Consider the following 23,396-nt stretch of genomic DNA (forward strand, 5'->3'; position numbering starts at 1 on the left):
CGCTGCACTGTCTGTTCAAGAAAAGCATTCAAAGCTAGTATGGGTCCACTAATCTGAGGATTTAGAACATGAGCGAACAAGACAAATACACCCCTCCGGCGGTCTGGACCTGGGACGATGAATCCGGGGGTCAATTTGCCAATATCAATCGTCCGGTATCTGGTAAAACACACGATAAAGAACTGCCCAGGGGAGAGCATCGTTTCCAGCTTTACTCACTAGCCACTCCCAACGGAGTAAAAGTCACCATCATGTTCGAAGAGTTGTTAGAGAAAGGCATTGATAAAGCCGAATATGATGCTTATCCAATCAAGATCATGGAAGGGGAGCAATTCGGTAGCGGGTTTGTCGATATCAACCCCAATTCGAAGATTCCGGCATTGATCGATAACAGTGGCGAGAAGCCGGTTCGTATTTTTGAATCCGGTGCCATTCTGGTTCACCTGGCAGAAAAGTTTGGCGAATTTTTGCCGCAAAAAGAGGGTCGTGCAGAAATCATGTCCTGGTTATTCTGGCAGATGGGCAGTGCACCCTTTTTAGGTGGAGGCTTTGGCCATTTTTATACCTATGCACCCGAGAAATTTGAATACCCGATTAATCGTTACACCATGGAAGTAAAACGCCAGCTGGATGTACTGGATAAGCAACTGGCGAAAAACAATTATATCGCAGGCAATGAATACTCCATCGCCGATATCGCTATCTGGCCCTGGTACGGTGCTTTGGTCTTGGGTCAACTGTACAACGCGGCAGAGTTTTTGAGCGTGGACTCTTATAAAAACGTTAAACGCTGGGCAGAACAGATGGCTTCACGACCCGCAGTTAAACGCGGCAAGATGGTCAACAGAACCTGGGGAGAACCCGAGGAACAGTTGCCTGAACGACATGATAAGACTGACTTCAAATAATTGAGAGCTGTTTGTAATTAATAAATTCAGCAAGTTGAGGCCGGTCTTATAATTTTCACTCTCTTAGTCCCAAATGCACTCTCAGACAGGAGCTTGGATACGGGCCAAAAGATAGAGAAGATATGGGGGGGGTAAAAAGTGCAGTCAAAGATTCTGCTTCAGGTGGATATGACCTGTGGCATGACAAAGTCAGTCCTGCGCACGACAGACCTACAATGCGTCGCTCTGAAGTGGGAGCTGAAGCAGAATCTATGTAGCATGATAATTTACCTGTAAGGTAGTGGCTAAACTTTTGTATCACTAGCCCATTTTCAAGACACCTTCTTTGTCCAATGTGGCAAATGATTTTATGATCGCTTCATTTTCTAAAAGAATGGCTTCTATAACAGCCAGTTTTGCATTTCCTGTTGTCAGATAAACCAATTTTGGTGGATGGCCATACTGAATTGCATAGCGAAGAAAATCTTTGTCTTTGGTGACAATGGTTAACTGCTGTTTTTTTGCATAACACCAGATTTCAATATCAGGTGAGTTATCCAGCTTTGAATCCAAAATATGCAAGCTTCCGGGGTATGTATCATTGATTCTGGCAACAAGTTTTGGTGAAAGGGTTTCATCCAACAATAGCATCAGGCGGCACCAGATAGTTGATTGGCTGCGTAGAGCAATGCAGCCTTAATATGTTCAGCCAGAAGATTAGGGTGTTCATCAAGTATTTCTGCTTGCGTCATACCACTTGCCAGCATTTCCAGTATGTCTGTAACCGTTATTCGGGTCCCTTTTATACAAGGTTTTCCAAAACGTTTTGCCTGATCAACTTCAATATGCTTTAAATAATCTTCTTTAATCATAATTCACTCCCGAATAAGCCCGTAAACATTCTACAACGGGCCAGTAGCGTGTATTTCCTCTATATATTTAAAACACAATTCTGCACATCTACACAGCCTCAACATTCTAGGAGCCTGACCGAGAATAGTCTGCCCTACTGCGGCGGCAGCAAATTGGTCTGAAAATCCGCTTTTGTTCGTCAAATAGCTCGCTATTCACCGGGTAGAAGGAGCTACCAATTGTAGCTCCAACCCCCTCAGATCCCGGCGTGCGGATTTCCCGCACCGGGCTCTTCGATATTTGACTCACAGCACAGCCATGGATTTCATTGCCATAAAAGGCAGCATTATCCTCGGTTTCTGTAGCGGCAGAAGCTGCTTGAGGTTATGGTACTTTTCCCATGGAATCTTGCCTTTCCGGCATCGGCTACACAGCATCTTGTACCAGTAGCGGTCAACAAACCGGTAAAGCTTCTCCATACTTCGGAAGTTTCCTCCCAGACCGTAATACGCATAATGCCCTCTCAACCGTCGATTGATCGCTGTCACTTGTTCGTGCAGCGGTTCATGGCGTATTCGTCTCAGCAGTTCCTTCAGTTTGGCTATGCTGCGTCTTAGGCGGGATTTTTCCGTTCTCCTTCCCACCATGAAGTTTCCTTTCAGATTCCTTGTGCAGTAGTGCGTAAAGCCAAGGAAGTAAACCGTTTCCGGTCGTCTTCCCCCACGACTGGCAAAACGTCCGAACCTGACTAACCGGGTTTTATCCCGCTCCAGTTTCAACGCAAACTTCTCCAGTCGCTGTGGCAGCACATTCATGAACCGCTCCGCATCACTGCGATACTGAAAACACACCACAAAGTCATCAATGTACCTGATCAGCCATGCCTCGCCTTTTAGCCGAGGCTTGACCATGCACTCGAACCAGAGGTCAAGTACATAATGCAGGTACAGGTTGCTCAGAACTACGCTGATCGGCCCACCCTGAGGCGTACCTTCTTCACACTCTTGCAACTCCCCGGCCTCCATCACCCCGGCTTTCAACCAGCGCCGTATAAGGTTCAGGATTCTGGGATCACCGACCCGGTGTTCCACAAAACGAAGCAGCCATCCATGGTCAAGACTCCCAAAGAAGTTCTTCAAGTCCGCTTCCAGCACCCAGCTGACCTTTCGGCCTGAAACCACCTCGTTAAAAGTGGACAGGGCATGGTGCGCTCCCAGTCGTGGCCTGCCACCCATGGAACAGGGCAAAAAGTCCTGCTCATAAATAGCATTCAGCACATCAGCAACACTTCGCTGCAAAGCCCGGTCATTGATGCAGGGAACACCCAGAGGGCGCTTTTCCTTTTTTCCCGGCTTGGGTATCCATGCCCTTTTGACCGGCGGTGCCTTGTAGCCTTGCCGATGGATAGACGTCAGTGTCTGTTCCAACCACCGCTTAAAGTCTTTCTTTGTCTCTTCGACAGTCAGCCCATCGACTCCGGGCGATGTGTTGTGTGGAATCTTGTTCAGATTCATACACAGGCTCGCCGGGGTAATATGATGTACCAGACTTGTAAAGCGAAGTTTCGGATAACTCCGGGCTTTCGCTGCTACCCTCTCCAGTCCCGTTGCCATGGCTGGTTTACCTTCTCACTGCGTAAAAGACCGTAACTCCCTCAGATGTGGAGCCCATGTTTCCCTGGAAAGGCTCAAATACCGCCAGCCGCTTCCCCATGTGACGGGCTCTCCCCGCCTCGGAGTACTATCAGCTGGTCTGACTTCCTGAACGTCATCAAGTCGTTCTTGCTTTACAGGCTCGTCGGACCCTACAGGCTCCGCCTGAACGTTCAGGATCTCCCTTGTTCACGTAAAATCATTCGATAACATGCCGTGGGTACGAACCCCGGAAGCAGTCGGGATGCCTTGTCATTAGCGGAGCTCCCGACTTCCGCTTTCCCCATTGAGAAAGAAGGTCAGCTACTTCAACCACGTTCAATTTCGGGGCTAATTATCCCTTAGCAGACGTTACGGCCTGTTATCACCCTGTCTACGCTTCGCAGTAGTCGTTACCTTCTACCACGCAAGACTCGGTACACGGCTGCCGACCACAGCTTTACCGCGATGACCATTTCAGGTCACAAGATTTTACGCGCTTGCAAGGCGCAATCCTCACAAAACCGAATTTTCATCCTCAATTTTCTGCCGTCCTCGCTACGGGCGCTATTCTCGGTCAGGCTCCTAGCAGCCTGTCGGACTTAAGACTGTCCTACTGCGGTTGCAATAAATTGGTCTAAAAATCTCTGTTTCTTCGTCAAATAGCTCGCTATTCTCCTCAGAAACAGAGATTTTTATCCTCAATTTCTTGCAATCCTCGCTACGGACGCTTAAGTCCGACAGGCTGCTAGCAGTAACTTCCAGGGAATTAATTTTCTTGGCGAATATTATGCACCCAGTTTTTTAGCTTGTTCCCATGGTATGGAGGCTACCAAAAAATCCTGGTTTCCTCGCCTTCAGGCCCTTTGGTTCCAGACCTGGAAACCAGCACTTTGTCTTGAGTTTCGGGGTCCGCTTATCGGGATGTATATACTCCAGTGCGAAGCATAGGAGCAAGCCAGTGACATATTTTCCACCTCAACCAAACAACCTCAGCTCAAAATATGTTATAAACCTTCACCATGAACACCATCAACATCCAATACTACAAATCCCCCGTTGGTGAGCTGATGCTGGGCACCTATGACCAGCAGCTCTGCCTCTGTGACTGGCGCTATCGAAAGAAAAGATTGCAAGTTGACGCGCGTGTCAGAAATGGGCTCAAAGCAGAGTATGTCGAGCAGGACAACGAAGTGATGGCACTCACCCGACAGCAGTTGGAAGCGTATTTTTGTAAAGAGCGGAATAGCTTTTCAGTGCCTCTGCTTCTGGTTGGCACTGCCTTTCAAAAGCAGGTTTGGCAAGCCCTTATGGATATCCCCTATGGAGAGACCACCACCTATGCCGGACTGGCAGAATCCATGGGAGACAGGAACGCCCTGAGAGCCGTAGCCAATGCCAATGGTGCAAACGGCATTTCAATACTGATTCCCTGCCACCGGGTTATTGCCAGCAACGGTGAACTTCAAGGTTATGCCGGCGGTAAACCGGCTAAACAAAAGCTACTAGATCTCGAAGGTGGCTTACCGGATCAACAGGGTTCACTGTTTGATTAACAGGCAAGATGCACAAAACCTCCAACTCAATATAAAGCCCTTATGATCAATAACACACCCGCAACTTAATTGGCGCTGGTTGAATCCTGTCATGCCATAGCTGCCCAACAAGATAGAAACTGATAAACTCCGCAGCCTGTTACAGGAGTTTTTATGTCAGGCACATCTCAAAAGAAGCAGGCTCAACCCGCACCCGTTTGGCGGCGACTGGCTGCCATGATCTACGACAGTTTTCTGGTTTTGGCCATTATGTTTCTGGTGGGTTTTATCAACCTGGGCATTCAGATGAAGGTATATGGCGCTGAAGAACTCAAGGCCATGACAGAGAACGGACAATCCATTGGCGGACCTTTCTTTTACGCTGCGCTTTTTCTGAGTATTTTCAGCTTCTTTGCCTTTTTCTGGACTCGTCGTGGCCAGACACTGGGCATGCAGGCCTGGAATATTCAGATTGTGGATCGGGAAGGAGGTTATATCTCTATCGGCCAATGTCTGATTCGCACACTGACCGCTATCCCTGCCCTGTTACTCTGCGGACTGGGAGTCTTCTGGTGTCTCTGGGATCGGGAACATCTCAGCTGGCAAGATCGCTTGTCCCGATCCAGAACGCTGTATATTCCTAAACAAAAGTCCTGACCGGATAAATCACAGGCAGTCAGCCTATGTTAGCTCAATGACTGCCTCAGGCACCTGGATTTAACACCATTCATACTCTCTCAATACAGCCAGCCATCTTCCGAAATAAGACAGCACTCTGTCATCAGGCAGCCCGGTGTAGCAACAATGACCCTATACCAATACAGATCAGAACCGGCAGCAGAACAGAGAAGACTGGCGGAAAACCAAACACCAGGCTGGAAGGCCCCAGCAGGTTCTGCACAATCATAAATACAACCCCGGTAATCACGCCCGAAAAGATTCTCAGCCCCATACTGACCGAGCGCAGAGGACCAAAGACAAAAGAGATTCCCACCAGCACCAGGGAGAAAATAGACAAGGGTTGCAGTGCTTTTGTCCAGAACGCCAGCGCATATTCACCCGTATCCAGTCCCTGCTCTTCCAGATAACGGGTATAAGTATTCAGGCCTGATATAGACAAGCCATCGGGCTTAACCACCACCACTTTCAAAAGCGTTGTTGTCAGGTTGGTATCCCAGGGCTCTGTATTCACTGTTTCTGAAACGACTTTATCGCCTTCCATACGACTAAGGGTGACATCCTCAAGCAGCCAGTGGTCCTGTTGATAGATCGCCCTTCTGGCAAACGAACTCTCCTTGAGTCTCATATCATCATCAAAAACATATCGACTCACACCGTAGAGCACACCATTTGGCTCAACGGCATTAAAATACATAAATTCATTGCCTTCACGATGCCAGACCCCTTCTCCGGAATACTCGCCATTGTGGGATCGGGCGATATTCTTCCGGCTTTCAGCAATCTGCTCTGTGGCGGGCGCCACATATTCACCCAATACGATGCCTATGAAAATCAGCACCAGGGCCGGCTTCATCACAGACCAGACCATCCGCCACAGCGAAACACCTGCGGCTCTCATGACCACCAGCTCGCTGTTTGAGGCCATACTGCCAAGGCCAGCAAGACATCCAATCAAGGCTGACACCGGGATGAACTCATAAATCTTCTTGGGGATGAGAAGCAAAATATAGACGACCGCATCCACCATCTGATAATTGCCACGAATATTATCCAGCTCGCCCAAAAACGCGAACATGGATTCCAGCGCCACCAGAATCAAAAGCACCACGACCATGGAAGCCAATACGTTCCATGCGATGTAACGGTCCAGCTTACGCATGAGCAACTTTCCTTTTGGCAATCATGACCCGCAAAGGCTCCTGAAAATAAACGACCAATCCAAGCAGCAGATAAACCCCATGCACCCACCAGACACCGACCTTTGGAGAAAGGCGACCATCATCAACCATTCCACGGGTTGAAATCAGTAACGCCAGATACAGCAGATAGAGCAATACACCGGGCAAGAGTTTGACGAAGCGTCCTTGTCTGGGGCTCACTTTTGAGAGCGGTACAGCCAGCAACACAATAATTGGAATCAATAATGGCAGTGAGATACGCCACTGCAACTCAGCTATATAGGTGGGATTATCAGAGCCTAACAATGTAGAAGTCGGCAGCGCCTGCTCTTTGCTGATTTCATCTGCGACTGCATTCTCTTCCATTCGGACGCCATAGGTTCCATACTGAGTCACCCTGACTTTTTTGCCACCGGGTGTCAGATCGTAGCGATAACCATCACTCAGGATAAGATAGCGCTGACCGGCTTCCTCTGTGGTAGATATACGACCACGCTCTGCCAGCACCAGAGACATCTCTGAACTGCCCCGCCCGGATGACTGGTGAGCAATAAACACCTTCTCCATCTGTTGATTGTCATCCGTCAGCGATTCGGTGTAAGTAACCCGATTTGCCCCCTCAAACTTTTGAAAACGACCCGGTACCAGGGTGTCGAACTCAGTCATGGAATCCTGCTGATGAAGAATGGTTTCTACCTTCTTTATCCCCCAGGGGGCGACCAGAATACTTAGAAGAGCCACCACTAGCATAACGCCCAGCGCCGGAATCATGGTCATGCGCAGCAGATGGCCCTGACTGACACCACAGGCCCCCATAACCGTCATTTCATTTTCTACATAGAGCCTGCCATATGCCATGATAATGCCCAGAAACAGCCCCAGGGGAATAATCATTACCAGGAATTCGGGCATTCTGTAGCCCATAATGGCAAAAAGGATATCGGCGTTCAGCGTGCCATTGGCAGCCTGCGCAAGATAGTTCACAAAACGGCCACTCATGATAATCAGGAGCACAACGCCGGTCACAGCAAATGTGACCTTGAGCATTTCTTTGGCCAGGTATCGAAAAAGGATCGAAGGCATGATCTTGAGTTACTGTTTCCGATAGTTCATAAAAGTAAAACTCACTTACCCGAGAGGTCCGGTAAGTATGACGCTTCAAGACAGACAGTAATCCTGAACATTTGTCGACCATCAAAACATGATTTTTCTGCCCGAAAAATCAGTTGTCGACACATTGATACAATAAACGGACTAAAATCTATCTCTGAAAGCCTTGCGGGAATTCACTTCTCGTGCAAGCTCTGTTCAAATACCCGATCTGACAATTATCCAACAAACCTCTTCGAGTTTATAGCCCGGATGAAAGAAGTCTCATCATTTACGTGCCTTTTGCTAAAAAAGGGTGTGTCCCCCAGGGGCATTCAGGGCTGACTCAGGTGTCCGTCGGTTCCCTCGAAATCCCGACTCCTGGTTACCAGAGCCACAAGCCCGATTAGGAGTATTTATCAGGAATTTGTCAGAAAGATTAACAGGAAATCGGGTCATCCCCGAGAGTTAGAACCGGACAAGTGTCCTATGGGAGCAACCATGCAATTTATCGTAAAAAGCGGAGCGGTAGAGAAGCAGAAAACTGCCTGCCTGGTATTGGGTGTGCAGAAGAAAGAGCTTACCGCCGCAGCCGCAGCCGTAAACGAAGCCAGCAAGGGTGCCATCAACAGCATCCTTAAACGAGGCGACCTCAAGTACAAGGCAGGTCAGACCCTGTTGCTCCAGCATGTTCCGGAATTGCCCTCTGAGCGGATTCTGCTCTGTGCGACCGGCGAAGGAAAAGCCGCCCTCAAGGAAAGTGAATTCATCAAACTGGCCAGAGCCGTTGCTGGTGAACTGAAAGCTACCTCTGTCAAAGACGCCCTGGTATCCCTGGAAGATATCAATGTGCACGGCAAGGACCATAGCTGGAAAGTACGTCAGCTGGTAGAAGCCATTGTATATGCGTTCTACCAGTTCGACGAATTCAAGAGTAAAAGCGCCGATGCACTGGTACTGAAGAAGGTCACCTTTCTGGCTGATCGCAAGCAGGCAAAATCTCTGAATCAAGCTATTGCTGAAAGTCAAGCCATTGGTGAAGGTCGTAACCTGGCTCGTACTCTGGGCAACCTGCCGGGCAATATCTGCCACCCGACTTATCTGGCAGATCAGGCTAAAGCTCTGGCAAAATCCCATGCCAGGATGACTGCCAAGATTTTGGGTGAAAAACAGATGTCCGATCTGGGTATGAACTCCCTACTTTCCGTAGGCCAGGGTTCAGACCAGGAATCCAAATTGATCCTGATGGACTACAAAGGTGGCAAGCGCGGTGAGAAGCCCGTTGTACTTCTGGGCAAAGGCATTACCTTCGATACCGGTGGTATTTCCCTGAAGCCCGGTGCAGCCATGGACGAGATGAAATTCGACATGTGTGGTGCAGCCAGCATTTTTGGCGCCATGCAGACCATTCTGGCATTGAACCTGCCCATCAACGTTGTAGGCATGGTTGCCGCCGCCGAGAATATGCCCAGTGGCAACGCTACCCGTCCGGGAGACATCGTCACTTCAATGTCGGGCCAGACCATTGAAATCCTTAATACTGACGCCGAAGGCCGACTGGTACTCTGTGATGCTCTGACTTACGCCGAGCGTTACAAGCCAAAAGCAGTGATCGATGTTGCCACTCTCACAGGTGCCTGTGTCATTGCACTGGGTCACCACACCACCGGTCTTCTGAGCAACAATGATGAGCTGACCGAAGCACTGCTGAAAGCTTCCAAAGACGCTTCCGATCTGGCCTGGCAGCTGCCAATGGGTGAAGAGTATCAGGCCCAGTTGGATTCCAACTTTGCTGATATGGCCAACATCGGTGGCCGTGCGGCTGGCACCATCACTGCGGCCTGCTTCCTGGCGCGCTTTACAGAAAGCTACCCGTGGGCTCATCTGGACATCGCCGGAACGGGATGGAACTCCGGTAAAGCCAAAGGCGCTACCGGTCGCCCTGTACCCATGCTGATTCAATATCTGCTGAACCAGCTGTAATATTCTCAGGGTTGTGGATCTTTGGAGGCTCACAACCCCTGTTTCCGAAAATCATCAACGCAACATTCGTGAAGCTGCTGTCAGGTGTCTTGCCGTAAATCTCTGCTAATCTGTGTCATTCACTCATATTGATTGGAGTTATGCCAGTGAATACAAGAGCAAAGCCTCAGCCGACAGAGATTAATCATATTCGCAACACCTTGACTGACGTAGTTGATGGTTTGGGTCAGACCCGTGGTGAAATGCACCAAAGGTTTGACCAGCAAGAAAAAGAACACAGTCAATTCAGACATGAAGTTAATCAGCGGTTTGCCGGCCTCGAACATGAGGTTCATGAGGTTAAAGTCCGTTTTGACGGCCTCGAACAGAAAGTTGACCGGCAAGGCTCTGAAATCAGTGAAATCAAAGAAATGCTCCAGACCTTCCTTTCCCGCCAATAACCAGGCTACCTGACAAGTGGTGGAGTAGGCTCCGTCCTTAAGGGCTCCACCCGACGCGCCTTCGGCGCGCAGCTAACCCAAGCGTTGACAGTTAACGACCTTTAAACCAGCATCATTTCCCATTACACTCAACGTCATGTCTCGAGTTACCTTCTATTTACTGCAACAGCAGTCTGCCCAAGCCGTTAAAAAGTTCGCCTGTCGACTGACCGACAAGGCATGGCGGAGTGGTATGCCTGTACATATTCATACGGATAATGACATCCAGTGCGAAACTCTGGACCGACTGCTCTGGGAGTGGCGTGAGGACAGTTTTCTGCCACACCAGATCATCAACAGCGAAGCAGTAATAGCGCCAATCACACTGGGATATAAACCACCGGAATCGTTGCACGACAACACCCTGCTGATCAATCTGTCCAGCCAAATTCCGAACTTTTACAAAAATTTTGTCCGAACTTGTGAAATTGTTGACCAGAGTCCGGGCCCGGTTGAGGTTCTCCGTGAAAAATTCAGGACTTATGTTGCGGATGGCATCCAGCCGGAAACCCATCAAATCCGGGATTGAAGCCATTAGCTGGCAAAAAGCCATCCGCTGGCAAAAAAAATGAGCAGGTAGAAAATATGAGTCAGAAAAAAACGAAAGGTCTGCTGAATGAACAGGAAAGATTAAAAAGCCTACTGAAGGAAGAGATAGACCGCAATGATCATCTCAACCAACACATTCCTGTTCTTACCGACCTTGCTGAGCATGAAGGGGCCAGACAGACCGTCACAGTTCTGAATGTCACCGGTGATTATCAACAGAATAACTCGCAGGAACCGCCTATTCTAAGCCCCCTGCTTAACCCCGGTGTCACGGAGTCTGAACTGAAAACCCGGCTACGCAAACAGGCCCGACTGCTGATTCAGGAGATCATCGATGAAGAGCTGGTCAGGGTCGAGGCTCAGCTGAACCGTGAGCTTAACAACTATCTGGATCACCTTCTCGATCAGATGCCCGACGGTCTATCGGATTAACGTCCGATATCATTCAGACAGGTGGCTTCTCCTATTAACACTGCACTGTCGGTTCCGTGTATACTGCGTCGTTTAGATCAGAACCTGTCAGAACTCTGTAGTTATGGAAAAAACGTTTAACCCTCACGCGATTGAGCGCAGCTGGTATCAGACTTGGGAAGAAAAAGGCTACTTTGCCCCCTCCGGCGAAGGTTCTCCCTACTCCATCATGATTCCACCGCCCAATGTCACCGGCAGTCTGCACATGGGTCACGCTTTTCAGGACTCCATTATGGACGCCCTGATTCGTTACCAGCGCATGAAAGGCAACAATACTCTTTGGCAGGTGGGTACTGACCATGCCGGTATTGCCACACAGATGGTGGTAGAGCGTAAAGTCCAGGCGGAAGAAGGCAAGACACGTCACGATTATGGCCGTGAAGCTTTTACCGACAAGATCTGGGAATGGAAAGAAGATTCCGGCGGTCACATCACCCGTCAGCTGCGTCGTCTTGGAGCCTCTGTTGACTGGAACAATGAACGTTTCACCATGGATAAAGGCTTCTACAAAGCCGTTCAGGAAGTCTTCGTTCGCCTTTATGAAGACGATCTGATCTATCGTGGCAAGCGCCTGGTCAACTGGGACCCCAAACTTCATACCGCCATCTCTGACCTGGAAGTGCTGAACAAGGAAATCAAAGGGCACATGTGGCACCTGCGTTATCCTCTGGCTGACGGCGAAAAAACCGCTGAAGGCAAAAACTACATTGTCGTAGCCACAACCCGTCCCGAAACCATGCTGGGTGACACAGGTGTTGCCGTTAATGCCGCAGACGAGCGCTACAAGGCCCTGATCGGAAAAGACATTATCCTGCCACTGGTCAACCGTCGTATTCCTATCGTTGCCGATGAACATGCTGACATGGAAAAAGGCACAGGTTGTGTAAAAATCACTCCGGCTCACGACTTCAACGATAACGAGGTCGGCAAGCGCTGCGGTCTGCCCATGATTAATGTCATGACTCTGGAAGGTCATATCAGTGAACAGGGTGAAGTTTTCAACATTGATGGTTCCAGCAATCACGACATGGAAGCCCCCATCCCCGAGAAATACCGTGGCATGGAGCGTTTTGCTGCTCGTAAGGCCATTATCGCCGACTTTGAAGCGGCCGGGCTGCTGGAAGAAGTTAAAGATCACGAACTGATGGTGCCTTACGGTGACCGTTCTGACGTTGTTATTGAACCTCTGCTGACGGACCAGTGGTTTGTCCGTGCCGGGCCTATGGCAAAACCCGCCATTGAAGCCGTCAAAGATGGCCGCATTCAGTTTGTCCCCAAACAATACGAAAACATGTATTTCTCCTGGATGCAGGACATTCAGGACTGGTGTATTTCCCGCCAGCTCTGGTGGGGCCACCGCATTCCTGCCTGGTACGATGAAGAGGGCAATGTTTATGTAGGCCGCAGTGAAGAAGACGTACGACAGGAAAACAACATCCCGACCGAAGTCAGCCTTAAACAGGAAGACGACGTACTGGATACCTGGTTCTCTTCTGCCCTCTGGACTTTTGCCACCCTGGGCTGGCCTGAAAACACCGGCCGCCTGAAAACCTTCCACCCGACAGATGTTCTGGTGTCCGGTTTTGACATCATTTTCTTCTGGGTTGCCAGGATGATCATGATGACCATGCATTTCATCAAAGATGAAGACGGCAACCCCCAGGTACCGTTCAAGTATATCTACATGACCGGTCTGATTCGAGATGAGAATGGCGACAAGATGTCCAAGTCCAAAGGTAACGTACTGGACCCGCTGGATATGATCGACGGCATCGGCCTGGAAGATCTGGTTGCAAAACGCACCGGCAATATGATGCAGCCACAGCTGGCGGCAAAAATTGAAAAACGAACCCGTAAAACCTTCTCTGAAGGTATCGCGGCGCACGGTACGGATGCCCTGCGTTACACCCTATATTCACTGGCTTCCACCGGCCGTGACATCAACTGGGATATGAAGCGCCTGGAAGGTTACCGAAACTTCTGTAACAAGATCTGGAATGCAGCCAACTATGTTCAGATGAACACCAGGGGTGAAGACTGTGGTCAGAGCAATACCGACGTTGAGCTGACTCTGGCGGACAAGTGGATTATTTCCCGGCTGCAACGTCTTGAAGCCCAGCTTGAAAAGAATCTGGCAGACTTCCGTCTGGATCACGCTTCCCAGAATCTGTACGACTTCATCTGGAATGAATACTGTGCCTGGTACCTGGAACTGTCCAAGCCTGTTCTATGGAGTGAAAATGCTTCCGAAGCCCTGAAGCGGGGTACCCGTCGAACACTGGTCCGGGTTCTGGAAACCATTATGCGTCTGGCTCACCCATTCATGCCGTTTATTACTGAAGAGATCTGGCAGAACATCAAGCAAGAAGCTGGCGTTGAAGGTGAAACCCTGATGCTGCAGAGTTACCCGACTCTGGACGAAAGCAAGCTGGACGAAACTGCCGAGCAAGACATCGAATGGCTGAAAGGCTTCATTACCGGTATCCGTAATATTCGTGCTGAACTGAATATTGGCCCCAGCCGTGAACTCAATGTTCTGCTGCGCAACCTCTCTTCTGACGACCAACGTCGCCTTGATGAAAACAGCGCTTTTCTGAAGTCTCTGGCGAAATTGTCAGACATTCGTCTTCTGGGCTCTGACGAGGAAGCACCTATGTCGACGACTCAACTGGTCGGCAAGATGGAAGTTCTGGTGCCTATTGCGGGCCTGATCGACAAAGACAAGGAACTAGCTCGTCTGAGCAGAGAAGTTGAACGACTGAATAAAGAAGTTCAGCGCTTTGAAGGCAAACTGGCCAACGAGAAGTTCATCAACAACGCCAAACCTGAAGTAGTTGCAAAGGAACGCGAAAAGTTGACAGAAGCGCTGGCTGCTAGAGAACGGCTCGATGAACAGCTCAAAGCGATTCGGGCTCTGTGAATCCGGTAGCTGTTGAGTTTATATTTTATTGAGTTCTGAAAACATAAAAAGCCTGGGTGCGAATAGCAGCCAGGCCTTTTTACGGGTCTCTCAGGGGCTGTTGATATGCCTTTATTACTTTTCCTGTCAGGTAGCGTAATCGCTAAAAGCACCTTACGGATAGGAAACCAGCACAAGGGGCTTGCTTTGCAAGCCGAGCTTACATCCCCGTCCTCAAAGTACGGGGCTTTATGCTTATTCGATAAAACTGATTAAGAACTAACCAGAGCGTCAGTCTGACTAACAATATTCCTGTGGGGGCATCTAATCAGTGTTTTTCCGAAATTGATCCCTGAACTGCTGCAAGCGTATCCACTCTTCTTCAATAGCCAGTAACTCTGAAAACAGCTCATCATCAACGATCGACTCACATTGATTGTCTTCTACAACCTCCTCCGGATGCTCTGCAATCCAGAAATGCTCGAATCGACCTTCAATCTGGAGGTTCAATAGATTAGACCGGACGATTCTGGCATCAGAATCCATCCTGATAACATCTTGCCTGTCTGAGACAAAGCGTCTAATCCTTGCAAAAAGGTTTTGCCAGAAAAAAAGAAACTCAGTATTTTCAGGATTGTTCCGGCCGGAGGCGGGCTCCTGACCCTGATCAGAATCGTCAACCATTGGTGCGTCCTTACTGCCTGTTCTAATAAACTGATTATAGAAGCCTGATTATATCTCGCCGAATATCCAGATTTTGGCAGTGTTTATGTCCATTTAATCAGGCAGGAAGGAGCGCTACAAGAACCCACTAAAGGAGAAAAAAGGCCATCAAAAAAGAGGTAACAGTTGAATAAACTAGCGAATAAAGCCGGACCAGCCCCGAGAGGCTGACCCGATACAGGCTCTTGGAAACTTATTTAATATCCAGAACCTGCTCTTCTATCTTTTGTTTCCAGATTTGTGGTCCGGTTTTGTGGACAGAATTACCCGTGTGATCGACTGCTACGGTCACAGGCATATCCTTAACCTCAAACTCGTAGATAGCTTCCATACCCAGTTCAGGGAAAGCAACGACTTCTGCTTTCTTGACAGCCTGGGAAACCAGGTAAGCGGCTCCACCTACAGCAATCAGATAGACAGATTCGTTATCCTTGATCGCCTCAATCGCAGCGTCACCCCGTTCAGCCTTGCCAATCATTCCAGCCAGACCGGTCTGCTCCAGCATAGTACGGGTAAATTTGTCCATACGAGTAGAAGTGGTTGGACCTGCCGGACCCACCACTTCGTCACGAACCGGATCAACAGGTCCTACGTAGTAGATAAAACGACCTTTCAGATCAACAGGCAACTCTTCGCCACGGGACATCATGTCAACCATGCGCTTATGGGCAGCATCACGACCGGTCAGAATTTTTCCTGACAGCAATACTGTGTCGCCCGGCTTCCAGCTCTTGGTCTCTTCTTTGGAGATATCGTCAACATTAACCTTGCGCACCCCTTCACTCATATCCAGAGCGACTTCAGGGTAATCATCCAGGCTCGGAGCTTCCTGAATAACAGGGCCATTGCCGTCCAGTACAAAGTGCGCATGTCGTGTGGCAGCACAGTTTGGAATCATCGCCACGGGCAGAGAGGCGGCATGAGTAGGATAGTCCTTGATCTTGATATCAAGCACCGTGGTGAGACCACCCAGACCCTGTGCACCAATACCCAGACTGTTGACAGCATCCATGATCTCCAAACGCAGCTCTTCAACCCGGTTACTGGGTCCACGCTCTCTGAGTTCATGGATATCAATGGGGTCCATCAGAGATTCCTTGGCAAGCACCATGGCTTTTTCAGCTGTTCCACCAATACCAATACCCAACATGCCCGGAGGACACCAGCCCGCACCCATCGTCGGTACGGTTTTCCTGACCCACTCAACAATATCATCAGAGGGGTTAAGCATGGCGAGCTTGGACTTGTTCTCGGAACCACCACCTTTGGCTGCCACCTGGACATCAACAGTATCTCCGGGCACGAGAGTCATGTGAATGACAGCAGGTGTGTTGTCTTTAGTGTTTTTGCGGGCACCTGCCGGATCTTCCAGAACAGAGGCACGCAGAACATTTTCCGGATGCGTATAGGCACGGCGAACACCTTCATTCACCATATCCTCGACACTTCGGTCACTTTCGAAGCGGACATTCATACCGATCTTCAGGAAGACCGTAACAATACCGGTATCCTGACAAATAGGTCGCTTGCCCATTGCACACATTCTGGAATTAATCAGAATCTGGGCCATGGCGTCTTTGGCAGCCTTGGAGGGCTCTTTTTTCCAGGCATCATGAACAGCGTGAATAAAGTCCAGTGGATGATAACAGGAGATAAATTGCAGAGCGTCAGCTACGCTCTCAATCAGATCCTCTTCACGAATTAGTGACATTGCGCTCCCCAACTCCCATGTTCGGTCCAGAAACCTGTCGGACTCAAAGCACAGCTCCAACAGACCCCGGATTTGCAAGCTTCAATCTATTGCGATCTCTGAAGAACAGCCTTCAGGACCCTGGCCGGTTCCCCGGCTCTGTTGTTTGGTTCTGATCTGAACAGAAACCTCTGTCATATAGATCAGAACATCAATGAAGAACCCTTCGAAACACGACAGTTTTATCGGTTTCCCATGAGCTTCCCCTCCTCATTTGTCCTGCCAGTATATCAATGCTTTGCATCAGAAAACATGGATTGAAAACAGGATCTATCACTTTTTGTCACGGATTACCGAAACAAAACGACAGACAATACCTGATAACACGAGCCACAACTGAATAATGCTCTCGGTTAATACGCAAAAAAGTAAAAAACACAACAGCATTGCAAAGCAGATTTCTCTTCAGAACAGAGCAGACTGGAAAAAAACGACAAGTGCAATAGGCTGATATTTTGGAATTGAATCGGTTACCGACTCAGAGGTCTACCTTATCTTCCATCGGGAGTCATAATACCCAGTCGGCTGTTAGTTGTCAGCTGCACTGTTTCAAGCCTGACAGGGTACAAATCTGAAAAACTTGGACCACGTCGAGACCAGAGCATGATTTATTTCTGCACAGAAGCAGAGATTGTTACCACTGCTGAGAACATAAAAAGTCATTAAGTTCTTCTTACTGAAAGACACCTGTCCGGCCTTCTGAGACCTTGATCTAAACGACAGAGATAGTATTCATTATCAGTTCTGATTGATCGTTCTCAAACCAATAACCAGAAACTCTGAACTCACAAATGGAAAATGATACTTGCACCTTTTCACCTGACAGCTATCATTTGGCTACCTTAAATGTGCAGATCAGAAAAGTTTGCCAAATTATCGAAGTTTTCACGTTAGTATTTCGTTATGCGATATTTATTTATAACTTTGATACCAGTCATCATTACAGGTCAAGCTTGGTCAGTAGGATGCAATAATTGTAAATTTGAAATTAATGCAGCAAGCAACTTTTGCCCTAATTGTGGTTTTCAAATTTCATTACAACTTTTACCAACTGGTTGCCTAAGGGGAGAAGACTCTGTCGCCAGAATGGCAATTGGAAAAAATATCAGCTCTGGAATCAGTACAAATAATAAACACAACACATCTCTACATTATCATTTGAGAAGATTGCTTGAACGAGCAAGGAAAGAAGGAAGGTTTTCAGCCTTATGGCGTGATATTGATTACCTCTGTAAATTTTCAGAACATAAAGATGATTTATTCTTTTTGTATGCCCACGCAGTAGCTTTAAGAAATATGGGAAAACTAGGACAAGCGTTGAGCACTTTAAATACATGCCTGGTAAAAACAAAGTTTTCCCACCCAACAAATCTCAGAAATTTGCAAATTTACTATGAACTTTCATTTGTTCACTCTTTGATGGGCAACCATAACGATGCAATTCATTATTATTATTTATTTTTTACAAACAGAGAAGATAGGGGAATAAATCAATCGACTGTAAACTCTGCAGTAAATTCAGCAGTGATAGCTATAACTTGTAACTCTGAAAATGCAGAAGCATACAGCTTACTTTTATATTGTTGGAAGAACTTGAAACAGAAAATAAATCCCGACAATCTTGAAAAAATGCGTATTTATGGATTTCACTGAATAAATAAGGATCTGATCTGGCAACACCCGAGAGAGCTATTGGATTCTGGCCTTATATCGAAGCGATCAAATAGCTGATTCAACACCGCACCATCGCAACATCGCACTAGCAGCCTGTCGGACTTAAGCGTCCGTAGCGAGGATTGCAAGAAATTGAGGATAAAAATCTCTGTTTCTGAGGAGAATAGCGAGCTATTTGACGAAGAAACAGAGATTTTTAGACCAATTTATTGCAACCGCAGTAGGACAGTCTTAAGTCCGACAGGCTCCTAGTGAAGTCAGGGGCTGGATTCTATGTACATATCTACTGATGGGACCTTGGAATCAGCTTGATCGATTACCTGTAAATTTATTTTTGGAATCCACGGTACTGTTTTGGCGTCTGATGGTGGTGAGGAATTTATTATCTGCCTTACACCGTAAATTTGTGGGCCCTCAAGCTCACCTATGATTCTTTGTATTGCCCGCCTTTGTATTATCTCCCAAACTTCCCGGAGGCTTTTATCTGGTAATGCCTTGGCTGACGAGCTGGCTTGCGACGGTTTGCGAGATATATTAATTGCATATTTTGAGTTTCTCGATGAAAGAGAGTCTATCTCGACTGTGCCTTCTGTTGTGTTGGTGCTGACAAGCATTGTTACTGGAACATCAACCGTATCTTTTCTCTTCCTGTTGTTCTTTGCTCTTGATGTACGTGGGACTTCGATGCCCAGATTAATATGCCCTGTGATACGAAATTGGTAATGATCCTGCTCATCCGTAGCGGAGCTTTCAGAGGCAGCGGCTGGATTGGAGGGTCCTTCTTCTGCAGGTGGCGGTCGAGGGGTGGTCTCAGCCAATGTGTTGGCAGAAGGCGCTTTTCTTTTCCGCTTTGATCGCGAGGTCTCCTTGTTGGCGCTTCTGTCGGAAGCTGGTTGTTCTTCTGGTGCTGGTTTATTTTCAGTGCTGGATGAAGCAGTGCTTCCGCAAGTAGTGACTATTGGATCATGAAGTATTGGATCAATCACATATAACTGATTCCGGTTTTCAATTTCAATTTCAATAGGCCCTATCGGGAGAGCGATTGCGAAACCAGATTGTTGGCCAGCCCCAGCGGCCATTTGAATTAAATTCTCGTGCGTAAGCATCTGAAGAGCATCAAGAGCCATTACCCCTTCCTCTAAAGAAGGAGAGAACAAGCGATCCGGAGTTGAGGAGTAAGAAGGCGGCCAGAGCTCTGCAACAAAATGTGGACTTTGACTGTAAAAAGACTCAGGAAAGATAATTGCAGCACTTGGTTGTGGTGGCTGTTGATTAAGTGAGGGACCAAGAGTATGTGAAATAATAAGGTGGCAATTATCCCCTTGCCGATGTGCGACGACAATTTCGTCATATATTTCATTAATAACAATGCTATATTCGGTGGTGCTATCAACAAAATCACCATCTGCACAAGCATTGATTACTGTAAACCCAAGCGTAAGTGTAAAGAATCTTCTTGCAAAAAGACTAGAGAAAAGCATCGTTTGTTACCTGATTTACTACCAGACAGAAACATTCTGGCTGATCCATGATGACCAATTGGCCACTTATAATAGCACATAACCTCTGGTTCAAGTGCTGCGCATCAGCGCATTCCTTTGGAAACATTTGTTAGTTTGCGGGATTATGACTATATTGCAATGCTTTACCTGTTGTACTTTGCAGCCACAAAATACTAAAAATATTTTTATAGGAGTAAGATCATGTTTAATACACTGTATCTTTTACTATTTTTTATATTTTCTTTCTGTTCCTTGACTTGGGCGACCGTAGAAGTCATTGGGCCAAACACTTTCACCTATACAGATAGTACAGGTAGTACAAAAACTCGACAAATTCTTGGCCACACCAGGCCTGAGAATGTTGATCAATATTTACAACTGGCTACTTCCATGTCTGAAACCACCCTGAGAGTTGATAAAAATCTCAAAGAGAGAATTATAAGTAAAGTTTACGTTATTCAGTTTTCAGCTGATCCCGATGGCCTTGTTGACCAGATTGAAAACATTGGTTTTATTGTCATTTTGAATGATGGAACAGCTCTCCTTAGTTTTGATTTTTTGTCCGCACCAGGCCAGGTTGCGAGTAGCTTCGATCAAGCCGAAGCAGGAAATAGGTTAATGTCACTTATCTCCAAACATGCTACAGGAGTCGGTATGTTGGCTCAGGGCTCAACAGAGTCTGATTTGTGGTCACTGCCCTCATCCTCGTATCAAAATTTCAAGGAATCCGGCTTTCGCAGAGGCAAGAAAATAACCAATAGATATCAAGCAACCTTTCTGATCCCCTATCTGACTTTATCTGGTCAGGGGACTTTAGAAATAAAAAATCTTGGCACATACGAATACACCATTCTTGAATCTACTTCGGTACATTCGTAGCATTCTAATTCTGTCCGATTAAATGAAGGTCCTTAATTGAAGAATAAATTTGAATCTTGGACGAGGCTAATTTTACTATCCATCACAATCTTATGTCTCTCATCAGCTTGCTTCTCGAATTATGAAGGACATGATGAGAGTGAAGTAACTATGGAAGATCAAAATTTTTGGTATCACACTTTTCAAGAGTCATTGTATTACTACATCTATATACCAGTGGATTATTACATAAGTCCAAGAGGTATCTTTCGTTTGTCATCAGTATTAGCAATGGGATACAGAAACTACTATAAATTTTATTTACATCGAAGAGCTGATGATAGAATAACTCGTTGGCTTTTAAGATTTTCGCTTGCAATTATACCTGCGAATTTTATTTATGATATTTTAGAAGATAGAACAGCCTCAGGTGATAGTGATATTCCTAAAATAAAAACACGTAAAATTAATGGTTCCCCTGCTTTTAAAATAGAGCTTTCGAGCTTATCAAAAAACAGTGCTCTACAGAATATATCAAAACCATTACTAAGTCGTGGTGTTAACAGCATTATATTCACCTCCTCCATAATAGACGACGAAATACATATTTTAGGAGAGTTAACACAAATTAGCAAAAACGATAAAATATTCTTTGATATTTTTTTCCCCAAATTAAATTCTGACAGCTATTATTGGCTTGAACTTTGTTGCAACAAATATATTGATTGTAATATTTTTTCTTCAACTCCACTAAGTGTACTGTCAGAAGAAGTGGTCGGTGAGTTAGTCATTTTTTTAGATGGCAACTATGATTTTCTGGCTTCAAGCAGCAATTTTAACAGAGCCAAAGGGATTGACTTTTCAATTAGTGAAGAGTTTGTTGTAGCAAAAATACAACGGATAGAGTCCGACATCTTTTCTTATTCTATATGTAATACTCAAACTGATACTTTACAAATAAAAAGCAACCAACTGAACTTCTCTAATGAAACTTTAGTTTTCGAATTTAAAGAAAAATTATCTTTTCAGCCTGAAGGATGGCTTGCATATACCATAAAATTAGCTTTTAAACAGCTTGAACATATTTTTCTTATCATGACAATTGATGCGTTGTTTGAAGATTTTTTTCTAGGAGAGTGCGCTATTTGCCATAAAAACATGATCGTAGGAAAAGTTTCGATGGCTGGCTGTCATAGGCATTATTTTTGTACCTTATGCCTGCGTCAATGGGCACAACATGGCTCTGGAAGGTGCCCATATTGCAATAGGTAGTGCCAGGTAACAGCTTTCAGAACTCCAGTAATTGATATTGAATATTACACTCATGCAGTTTATATCCTCTGAATCAGATAATAATAAATAAACAGTTATCCCAACAGAGAAGCGGTAGGCACTTCAATCACCCTGCTGGTATTTTTATTTTTACTGGTCGCGAACAGTTAGTATTCCTAACACAGTTGTTACTATTCATTGAACTCTTTGGCAACAGAACAGTCTGACTAATTATTAACGATCAAATCGATCCTCTTAAAGAGAACAAAATAAAAATATTAGGGATAGCTCAAGCAGCGCTATAGAAAACCCTGAGTGCAATGATATGGAAAAAGTTTACTTTAAATACAGATAATTTTAAGTCAGATGAGCATGTTGATCGAAGTTTATAAAGCCTGCTTCAGCCACTTCCCGAAGGCGAGACATGTGGATGGACGAAGTCTCGGAAGAAACTGGAATCATTTGTTAGCATCTATGCTTGTTTTTTAGGGAGATAAGTACAATGAAAAAATATACTTTAATAATCGCAATATGTTGCTCACTAGTAACTCAATATGCAAAGTCAGCCCCTCTCCCAAAAAATGAGGATGAATTGAGCACTTTGCACGCATTAGTTAATATGACCCTCACAGATTCAGTAACTATTGAAGATAAAGAGTCTAATATAACGGTCGTTCTTACAAAGTCGGATGCACCTCTCCTAAAAACAGAGGATGAATTGAGCACTTTACACGCAGTAACAAATATGAGCCTCACAGATTCAGATTCAGATTCAGATTCAGTGAATACTGAAGATAAAGAGCCTTACAAAATAGTCGGTTTTATAAAGAGGTATAATATTGATAAGCAAATTTATTATGGATTATTATTAGGTGCAATACATGTTACACAGTATCGAATTTTGTATTTTTGCATTTTACGCCCTCTGTCATTAGTACATGACCCATACGATGGAAAATTAACATTTGTAGAGGCTGTTACAGGAGCTATCATTGAAGAGGCTATATTTAATGGTTTGTTACTCCCTTTAATCAATTACTCTATAGAATTGGCAACTAACAGTAGCACCAAGTTTGATGAAAAAATATTTACTTTAAGTGACAACCATCATGATAAAAAAATATTTATTATGAGTAACATCATCAAATCCACAGCATTTGGACTTTTACACCTTGCCAACAAGAACCCATTAATGGCACAAGTCCTGATATCAATGATCAACTCATTCGTAAGAGGACAATTTACTAAACATTATGGTTTACTAAGTGCGACTGTAGCTCATGTTACTTTAAACTCTATGGGTTATTTAGTCTACATCTATAGTGGACGAGAGCACTTTTAGCGACTAACAGTTATTAGCAGTCAAACGAGTGACATTAGTTA

The 23,396-nt window shown here is 46.2% G+C and carries 20 protein-coding genes; 12 read left to right on the top strand and 8 right to left on the bottom strand.

Annotated features, from left to right (window positions below; translation table 11 throughout):
- Positions 1-68 precede the first annotated feature (68 nt).
- A complete protein-coding gene (gene yghU / locus ACOJUN_RS23660) occupies positions 69-908 on the top strand; it encodes a glutathione-dependent disulfide-bond oxidoreductase (protein ID WP_422134296.1) in 840 nt (279 codons plus the stop codon).
- Between the two features lie 300 nt (positions 909-1,208).
- Here yghU and ACOJUN_RS23665 read toward each other — a convergent pair whose 3' ends face one another.
- From ACOJUN_RS23665 to ltrA, 3 genes are all read right to left on the bottom strand, one after another.
- Positions 1,209-1,538: a DUF5615 family PIN-like protein gene (locus ACOJUN_RS23665; protein WP_422134297.1), complete on the bottom strand. Its 330-nt coding sequence runs from the start codon at positions 1,536-1,538 to the stop codon at positions 1,209-1,211.
- The gene (locus ACOJUN_RS23670; protein WP_422134298.1) at positions 1,538-1,759 is read right to left on the bottom strand and encodes a DUF433 domain-containing protein; all 222 of its coding nucleotides are present in this window, start codon (positions 1,757-1,759) and stop codon (positions 1,538-1,540) included. The genes ACOJUN_RS23665 and ACOJUN_RS23670 overlap by 1 nt, the downstream gene beginning before the upstream one ends.
- A gap of 285 nt (positions 1,760-2,044) precedes the next feature.
- Entirely contained in the window at positions 2,045-3,352 is a 1,308-nt protein-coding gene (gene ltrA / locus ACOJUN_RS23675) for a group II intron reverse transcriptase/maturase (protein ID WP_422134299.1), read from the bottom strand.
- 1,040 nt (positions 3,353-4,392) lie between these two features.
- On the opposite strand from ltrA, the gene ACOJUN_RS23680 reads away from it, so the two are divergent.
- Together ACOJUN_RS23680 and ACOJUN_RS23685 are read left to right on the top strand one after the other, a co-directional pair.
- A complete protein-coding gene (locus ACOJUN_RS23680; RefSeq protein ID WP_422134300.1) occupies positions 4,393-4,926 on the top strand; it encodes a methylated-DNA--[protein]-cysteine S-methyltransferase in 534 nt (177 codons plus the stop codon).
- 153 nt (positions 4,927-5,079) lie between these two features.
- Positions 5,080-5,562 carry an RDD family protein gene (locus ACOJUN_RS23685; protein WP_422134301.1) on the top strand — a complete coding sequence of 161 codons (483 nt, stop codon included), beginning with the start codon at positions 5,080-5,082 and terminating at the stop codon, positions 5,560-5,562.
- A 124-nt stretch (positions 5,563-5,686) separates the two neighbouring features.
- On the opposite strand, the gene lptG is transcribed toward ACOJUN_RS23685, so the two are convergent.
- Together lptG and lptF are read right to left on the bottom strand one after the other, a co-directional pair.
- Positions 5,687-6,745 (bottom strand): LPS export ABC transporter permease LptG, encoded by a 1,059-nt coding sequence (gene lptG / locus ACOJUN_RS23690; protein ID WP_422134302.1) that lies wholly within the window; start codon positions 6,743-6,745, stop codon positions 5,687-5,689.
- Entirely contained in the window at positions 6,738-7,847 is a 1,110-nt protein-coding gene (lptF, locus tag ACOJUN_RS23695) for an LPS export ABC transporter permease LptF (protein WP_422134303.1), read from the bottom strand. Before lptF ends, lptG begins: the two co-directional genes overlap by 8 nt.
- Before the next feature lie 507 nt (positions 7,848-8,354).
- Between lptF and ACOJUN_RS23700 the strand changes: the two genes are divergently transcribed.
- The 5 genes from ACOJUN_RS23700 (at position 8,355) to ACOJUN_RS23720 (ending at position 14,255) form a co-directional block, all read left to right on the top strand.
- A complete protein-coding gene (locus ACOJUN_RS23700; RefSeq protein ID WP_422134304.1) occupies positions 8,355-9,836 on the top strand; it encodes a leucyl aminopeptidase in 1,482 nt (493 codons plus the stop codon).
- Positions 9,837-9,982: 146 nt separating this feature from the next.
- Positions 9,983-10,276 (top strand): hypothetical protein, encoded by a 294-nt coding sequence (locus ACOJUN_RS23705; RefSeq protein ID WP_422134305.1) that lies wholly within the window; start codon positions 9,983-9,985, stop codon positions 10,274-10,276.
- A gap of 136 nt (positions 10,277-10,412) precedes the next feature.
- The gene (locus ACOJUN_RS23710; RefSeq protein ID WP_422134306.1) at positions 10,413-10,844 is read left to right on the top strand and encodes a DNA polymerase III subunit chi; all 432 of its coding nucleotides are present in this window, start codon (positions 10,413-10,415) and stop codon (positions 10,842-10,844) included.
- Positions 10,845-10,900: 56 nt separating this feature from the next.
- Positions 10,901-11,296: a hypothetical protein gene (locus tag ACOJUN_RS23715; RefSeq protein ID WP_422134307.1), complete on the top strand. Its 396-nt coding sequence runs from the start codon at positions 10,901-10,903 to the stop codon at positions 11,294-11,296.
- Between the two features lie 103 nt (positions 11,297-11,399).
- On the top strand, positions 11,400-14,255 hold the full coding sequence (locus ACOJUN_RS23720) for a valine--tRNA ligase (protein ID WP_422134308.1): 2,856 nt from the start codon (positions 11,400-11,402) through the stop codon (positions 14,253-14,255).
- A gap of 303 nt (positions 14,256-14,558) precedes the next feature.
- On the opposite strand, the gene ACOJUN_RS23725 is transcribed toward ACOJUN_RS23720, so the two are convergent.
- Together ACOJUN_RS23725 and ACOJUN_RS23730 are read right to left on the bottom strand one after the other, a co-directional pair.
- On the bottom strand, positions 14,559-14,918 hold the full coding sequence (locus ACOJUN_RS23725; protein WP_422134309.1) for a hypothetical protein: 360 nt from the start codon (positions 14,916-14,918) through the stop codon (positions 14,559-14,561).
- Positions 14,919-15,150: 232 nt separating this feature from the next.
- Positions 15,151-16,668 carry a fumarate hydratase gene (locus ACOJUN_RS23730; RefSeq protein ID WP_422134310.1) on the bottom strand — a complete coding sequence of 506 codons (1,518 nt, stop codon included), beginning with the start codon at positions 16,666-16,668 and terminating at the stop codon, positions 15,151-15,153.
- A 942-nt stretch (positions 16,669-17,610) separates the two neighbouring features.
- Here ACOJUN_RS23730 and ACOJUN_RS23735 point away from each other — a divergent pair.
- Complete coding sequence (locus ACOJUN_RS23735; protein WP_422134311.1) at positions 17,611-18,360, top strand: hypothetical protein; 750 nt, start codon at positions 17,611-17,613, stop codon at positions 18,358-18,360.
- 278 nt (positions 18,361-18,638) lie between these two features.
- Here the strand turns inward: ACOJUN_RS23735 and ACOJUN_RS23740 are convergent, their stop codons facing one another.
- Positions 18,639-19,862, bottom strand: a complete 1,224-nt coding sequence (locus tag ACOJUN_RS23740) for a hypothetical protein (RefSeq protein ID WP_422134312.1) — start codon at positions 19,860-19,862, stop codon at positions 18,639-18,641.
- 222 nt (positions 19,863-20,084) lie between these two features.
- On the opposite strand from ACOJUN_RS23740, the gene ACOJUN_RS23745 reads away from it, so the two are divergent.
- The 3 genes from ACOJUN_RS23745 to ACOJUN_RS23755 all read left to right on the top strand — a co-directional run bounded on the left by ACOJUN_RS23745 (position 20,085) and on the right by ACOJUN_RS23755 (position 23,355).
- Complete coding sequence (locus ACOJUN_RS23745) at positions 20,085-20,762, top strand: hypothetical protein (protein ID WP_422134313.1); 678 nt, start codon at positions 20,085-20,087, stop codon at positions 20,760-20,762.
- Between the two features lie 150 nt (positions 20,763-20,912).
- Positions 20,913-22,013 (top strand): RING finger protein, encoded by a 1,101-nt coding sequence (locus tag ACOJUN_RS23750; protein ID WP_422134314.1) that lies wholly within the window; start codon positions 20,913-20,915, stop codon positions 22,011-22,013.
- A gap of 502 nt (positions 22,014-22,515) precedes the next feature.
- A complete protein-coding gene (locus tag ACOJUN_RS23755) occupies positions 22,516-23,355 on the top strand; it encodes a type II CAAX prenyl endopeptidase Rce1 family protein (RefSeq protein WP_422134315.1) in 840 nt (279 codons plus the stop codon).
- Positions 23,356-23,396 lie beyond the last annotated feature (41 nt).

This window comes from Endozoicomonas sp. ALD040 (assembly GCF_049275945.1).
Taxonomy (GTDB): Bacteria; Pseudomonadota; Gammaproteobacteria; order Pseudomonadales; family Endozoicomonadaceae; genus Endozoicomonas_A.

Excerpts from the sequence above, each read along its gene's own strand:
- ACOJUN_RS23730 (WP_422134310.1), bottom strand. The coding sequence starts at position 16,668 with ATGTCACTAATTCGTGAAGAGGATCTGATTGAGAGCGTAGCTGACGCT.
- ACOJUN_RS23735 (WP_422134311.1), top strand. The coding sequence starts at position 17,611 with ATGCGATATTTATTTATAACTTTGATACCAGTCATCATTACAGGTCAA.
- lptG (WP_422134302.1), bottom strand. The coding sequence starts at position 6,745 with ATGCGTAAGCTGGACCGTTACATCGCATGGAACGTATTGGCTTCCATG.
- yghU (WP_422134296.1), top strand. The coding sequence starts at position 69 with ATGAGCGAACAAGACAAATACACCCCTCCGGCGGTCTGGACCTGGGAC.
- ACOJUN_RS23680 (WP_422134300.1), top strand. The coding sequence starts at position 4,393 with ATGAACACCATCAACATCCAATACTACAAATCCCCCGTTGGTGAGCTG.
- lptF (WP_422134303.1), bottom strand. The coding sequence starts at position 7,847 with ATGCCTTCGATCCTTTTTCGATACCTGGCCAAAGAAATGCTCAAGGTC.
- ACOJUN_RS23700 (WP_422134304.1), top strand. The coding sequence starts at position 8,355 with ATGCAATTTATCGTAAAAAGCGGAGCGGTAGAGAAGCAGAAAACTGCC.
- ACOJUN_RS23745 (WP_422134313.1), top strand. The coding sequence starts at position 20,085 with ATGTTTAATACACTGTATCTTTTACTATTTTTTATATTTTCTTTCTGT.
- ACOJUN_RS23715 (WP_422134307.1), top strand. The coding sequence starts at position 10,901 with ATGAGTCAGAAAAAAACGAAAGGTCTGCTGAATGAACAGGAAAGATTA.
- ACOJUN_RS23710 (WP_422134306.1), top strand. The coding sequence starts at position 10,413 with ATGTCTCGAGTTACCTTCTATTTACTGCAACAGCAGTCTGCCCAAGCC.
- ACOJUN_RS23720 (WP_422134308.1), top strand. The coding sequence starts at position 11,400 with ATGGAAAAAACGTTTAACCCTCACGCGATTGAGCGCAGCTGGTATCAG.
- ltrA (WP_422134299.1), bottom strand. The coding sequence starts at position 3,352 with ATGGCAACGGGACTGGAGAGGGTAGCAGCGAAAGCCCGGAGTTATCCG.
- ACOJUN_RS23725 (WP_422134309.1), bottom strand. The coding sequence starts at position 14,918 with ATGGTTGACGATTCTGATCAGGGTCAGGAGCCCGCCTCCGGCCGGAAC.
- ACOJUN_RS23740 (WP_422134312.1), bottom strand. The coding sequence starts at position 19,862 with ATGCTTTTCTCTAGTCTTTTTGCAAGAAGATTCTTTACACTTACGCTT.
- ACOJUN_RS23750 (WP_422134314.1), top strand. The coding sequence starts at position 20,913 with ATGGAAGATCAAAATTTTTGGTATCACACTTTTCAAGAGTCATTGTAT.
- ACOJUN_RS23670 (WP_422134298.1), bottom strand. The coding sequence starts at position 1,759 with ATGATTAAAGAAGATTATTTAAAGCATATTGAAGTTGATCAGGCAAAA.
- ACOJUN_RS23755 (WP_422134315.1), top strand. The coding sequence starts at position 22,516 with ATGAAAAAATATACTTTAATAATCGCAATATGTTGCTCACTAGTAACT.
- ACOJUN_RS23665 (WP_422134297.1), bottom strand. The coding sequence starts at position 1,538 with ATGCTATTGTTGGATGAAACCCTTTCACCAAAACTTGTTGCCAGAATC.
- ACOJUN_RS23685 (WP_422134301.1), top strand. The coding sequence starts at position 5,080 with ATGTCAGGCACATCTCAAAAGAAGCAGGCTCAACCCGCACCCGTTTGG.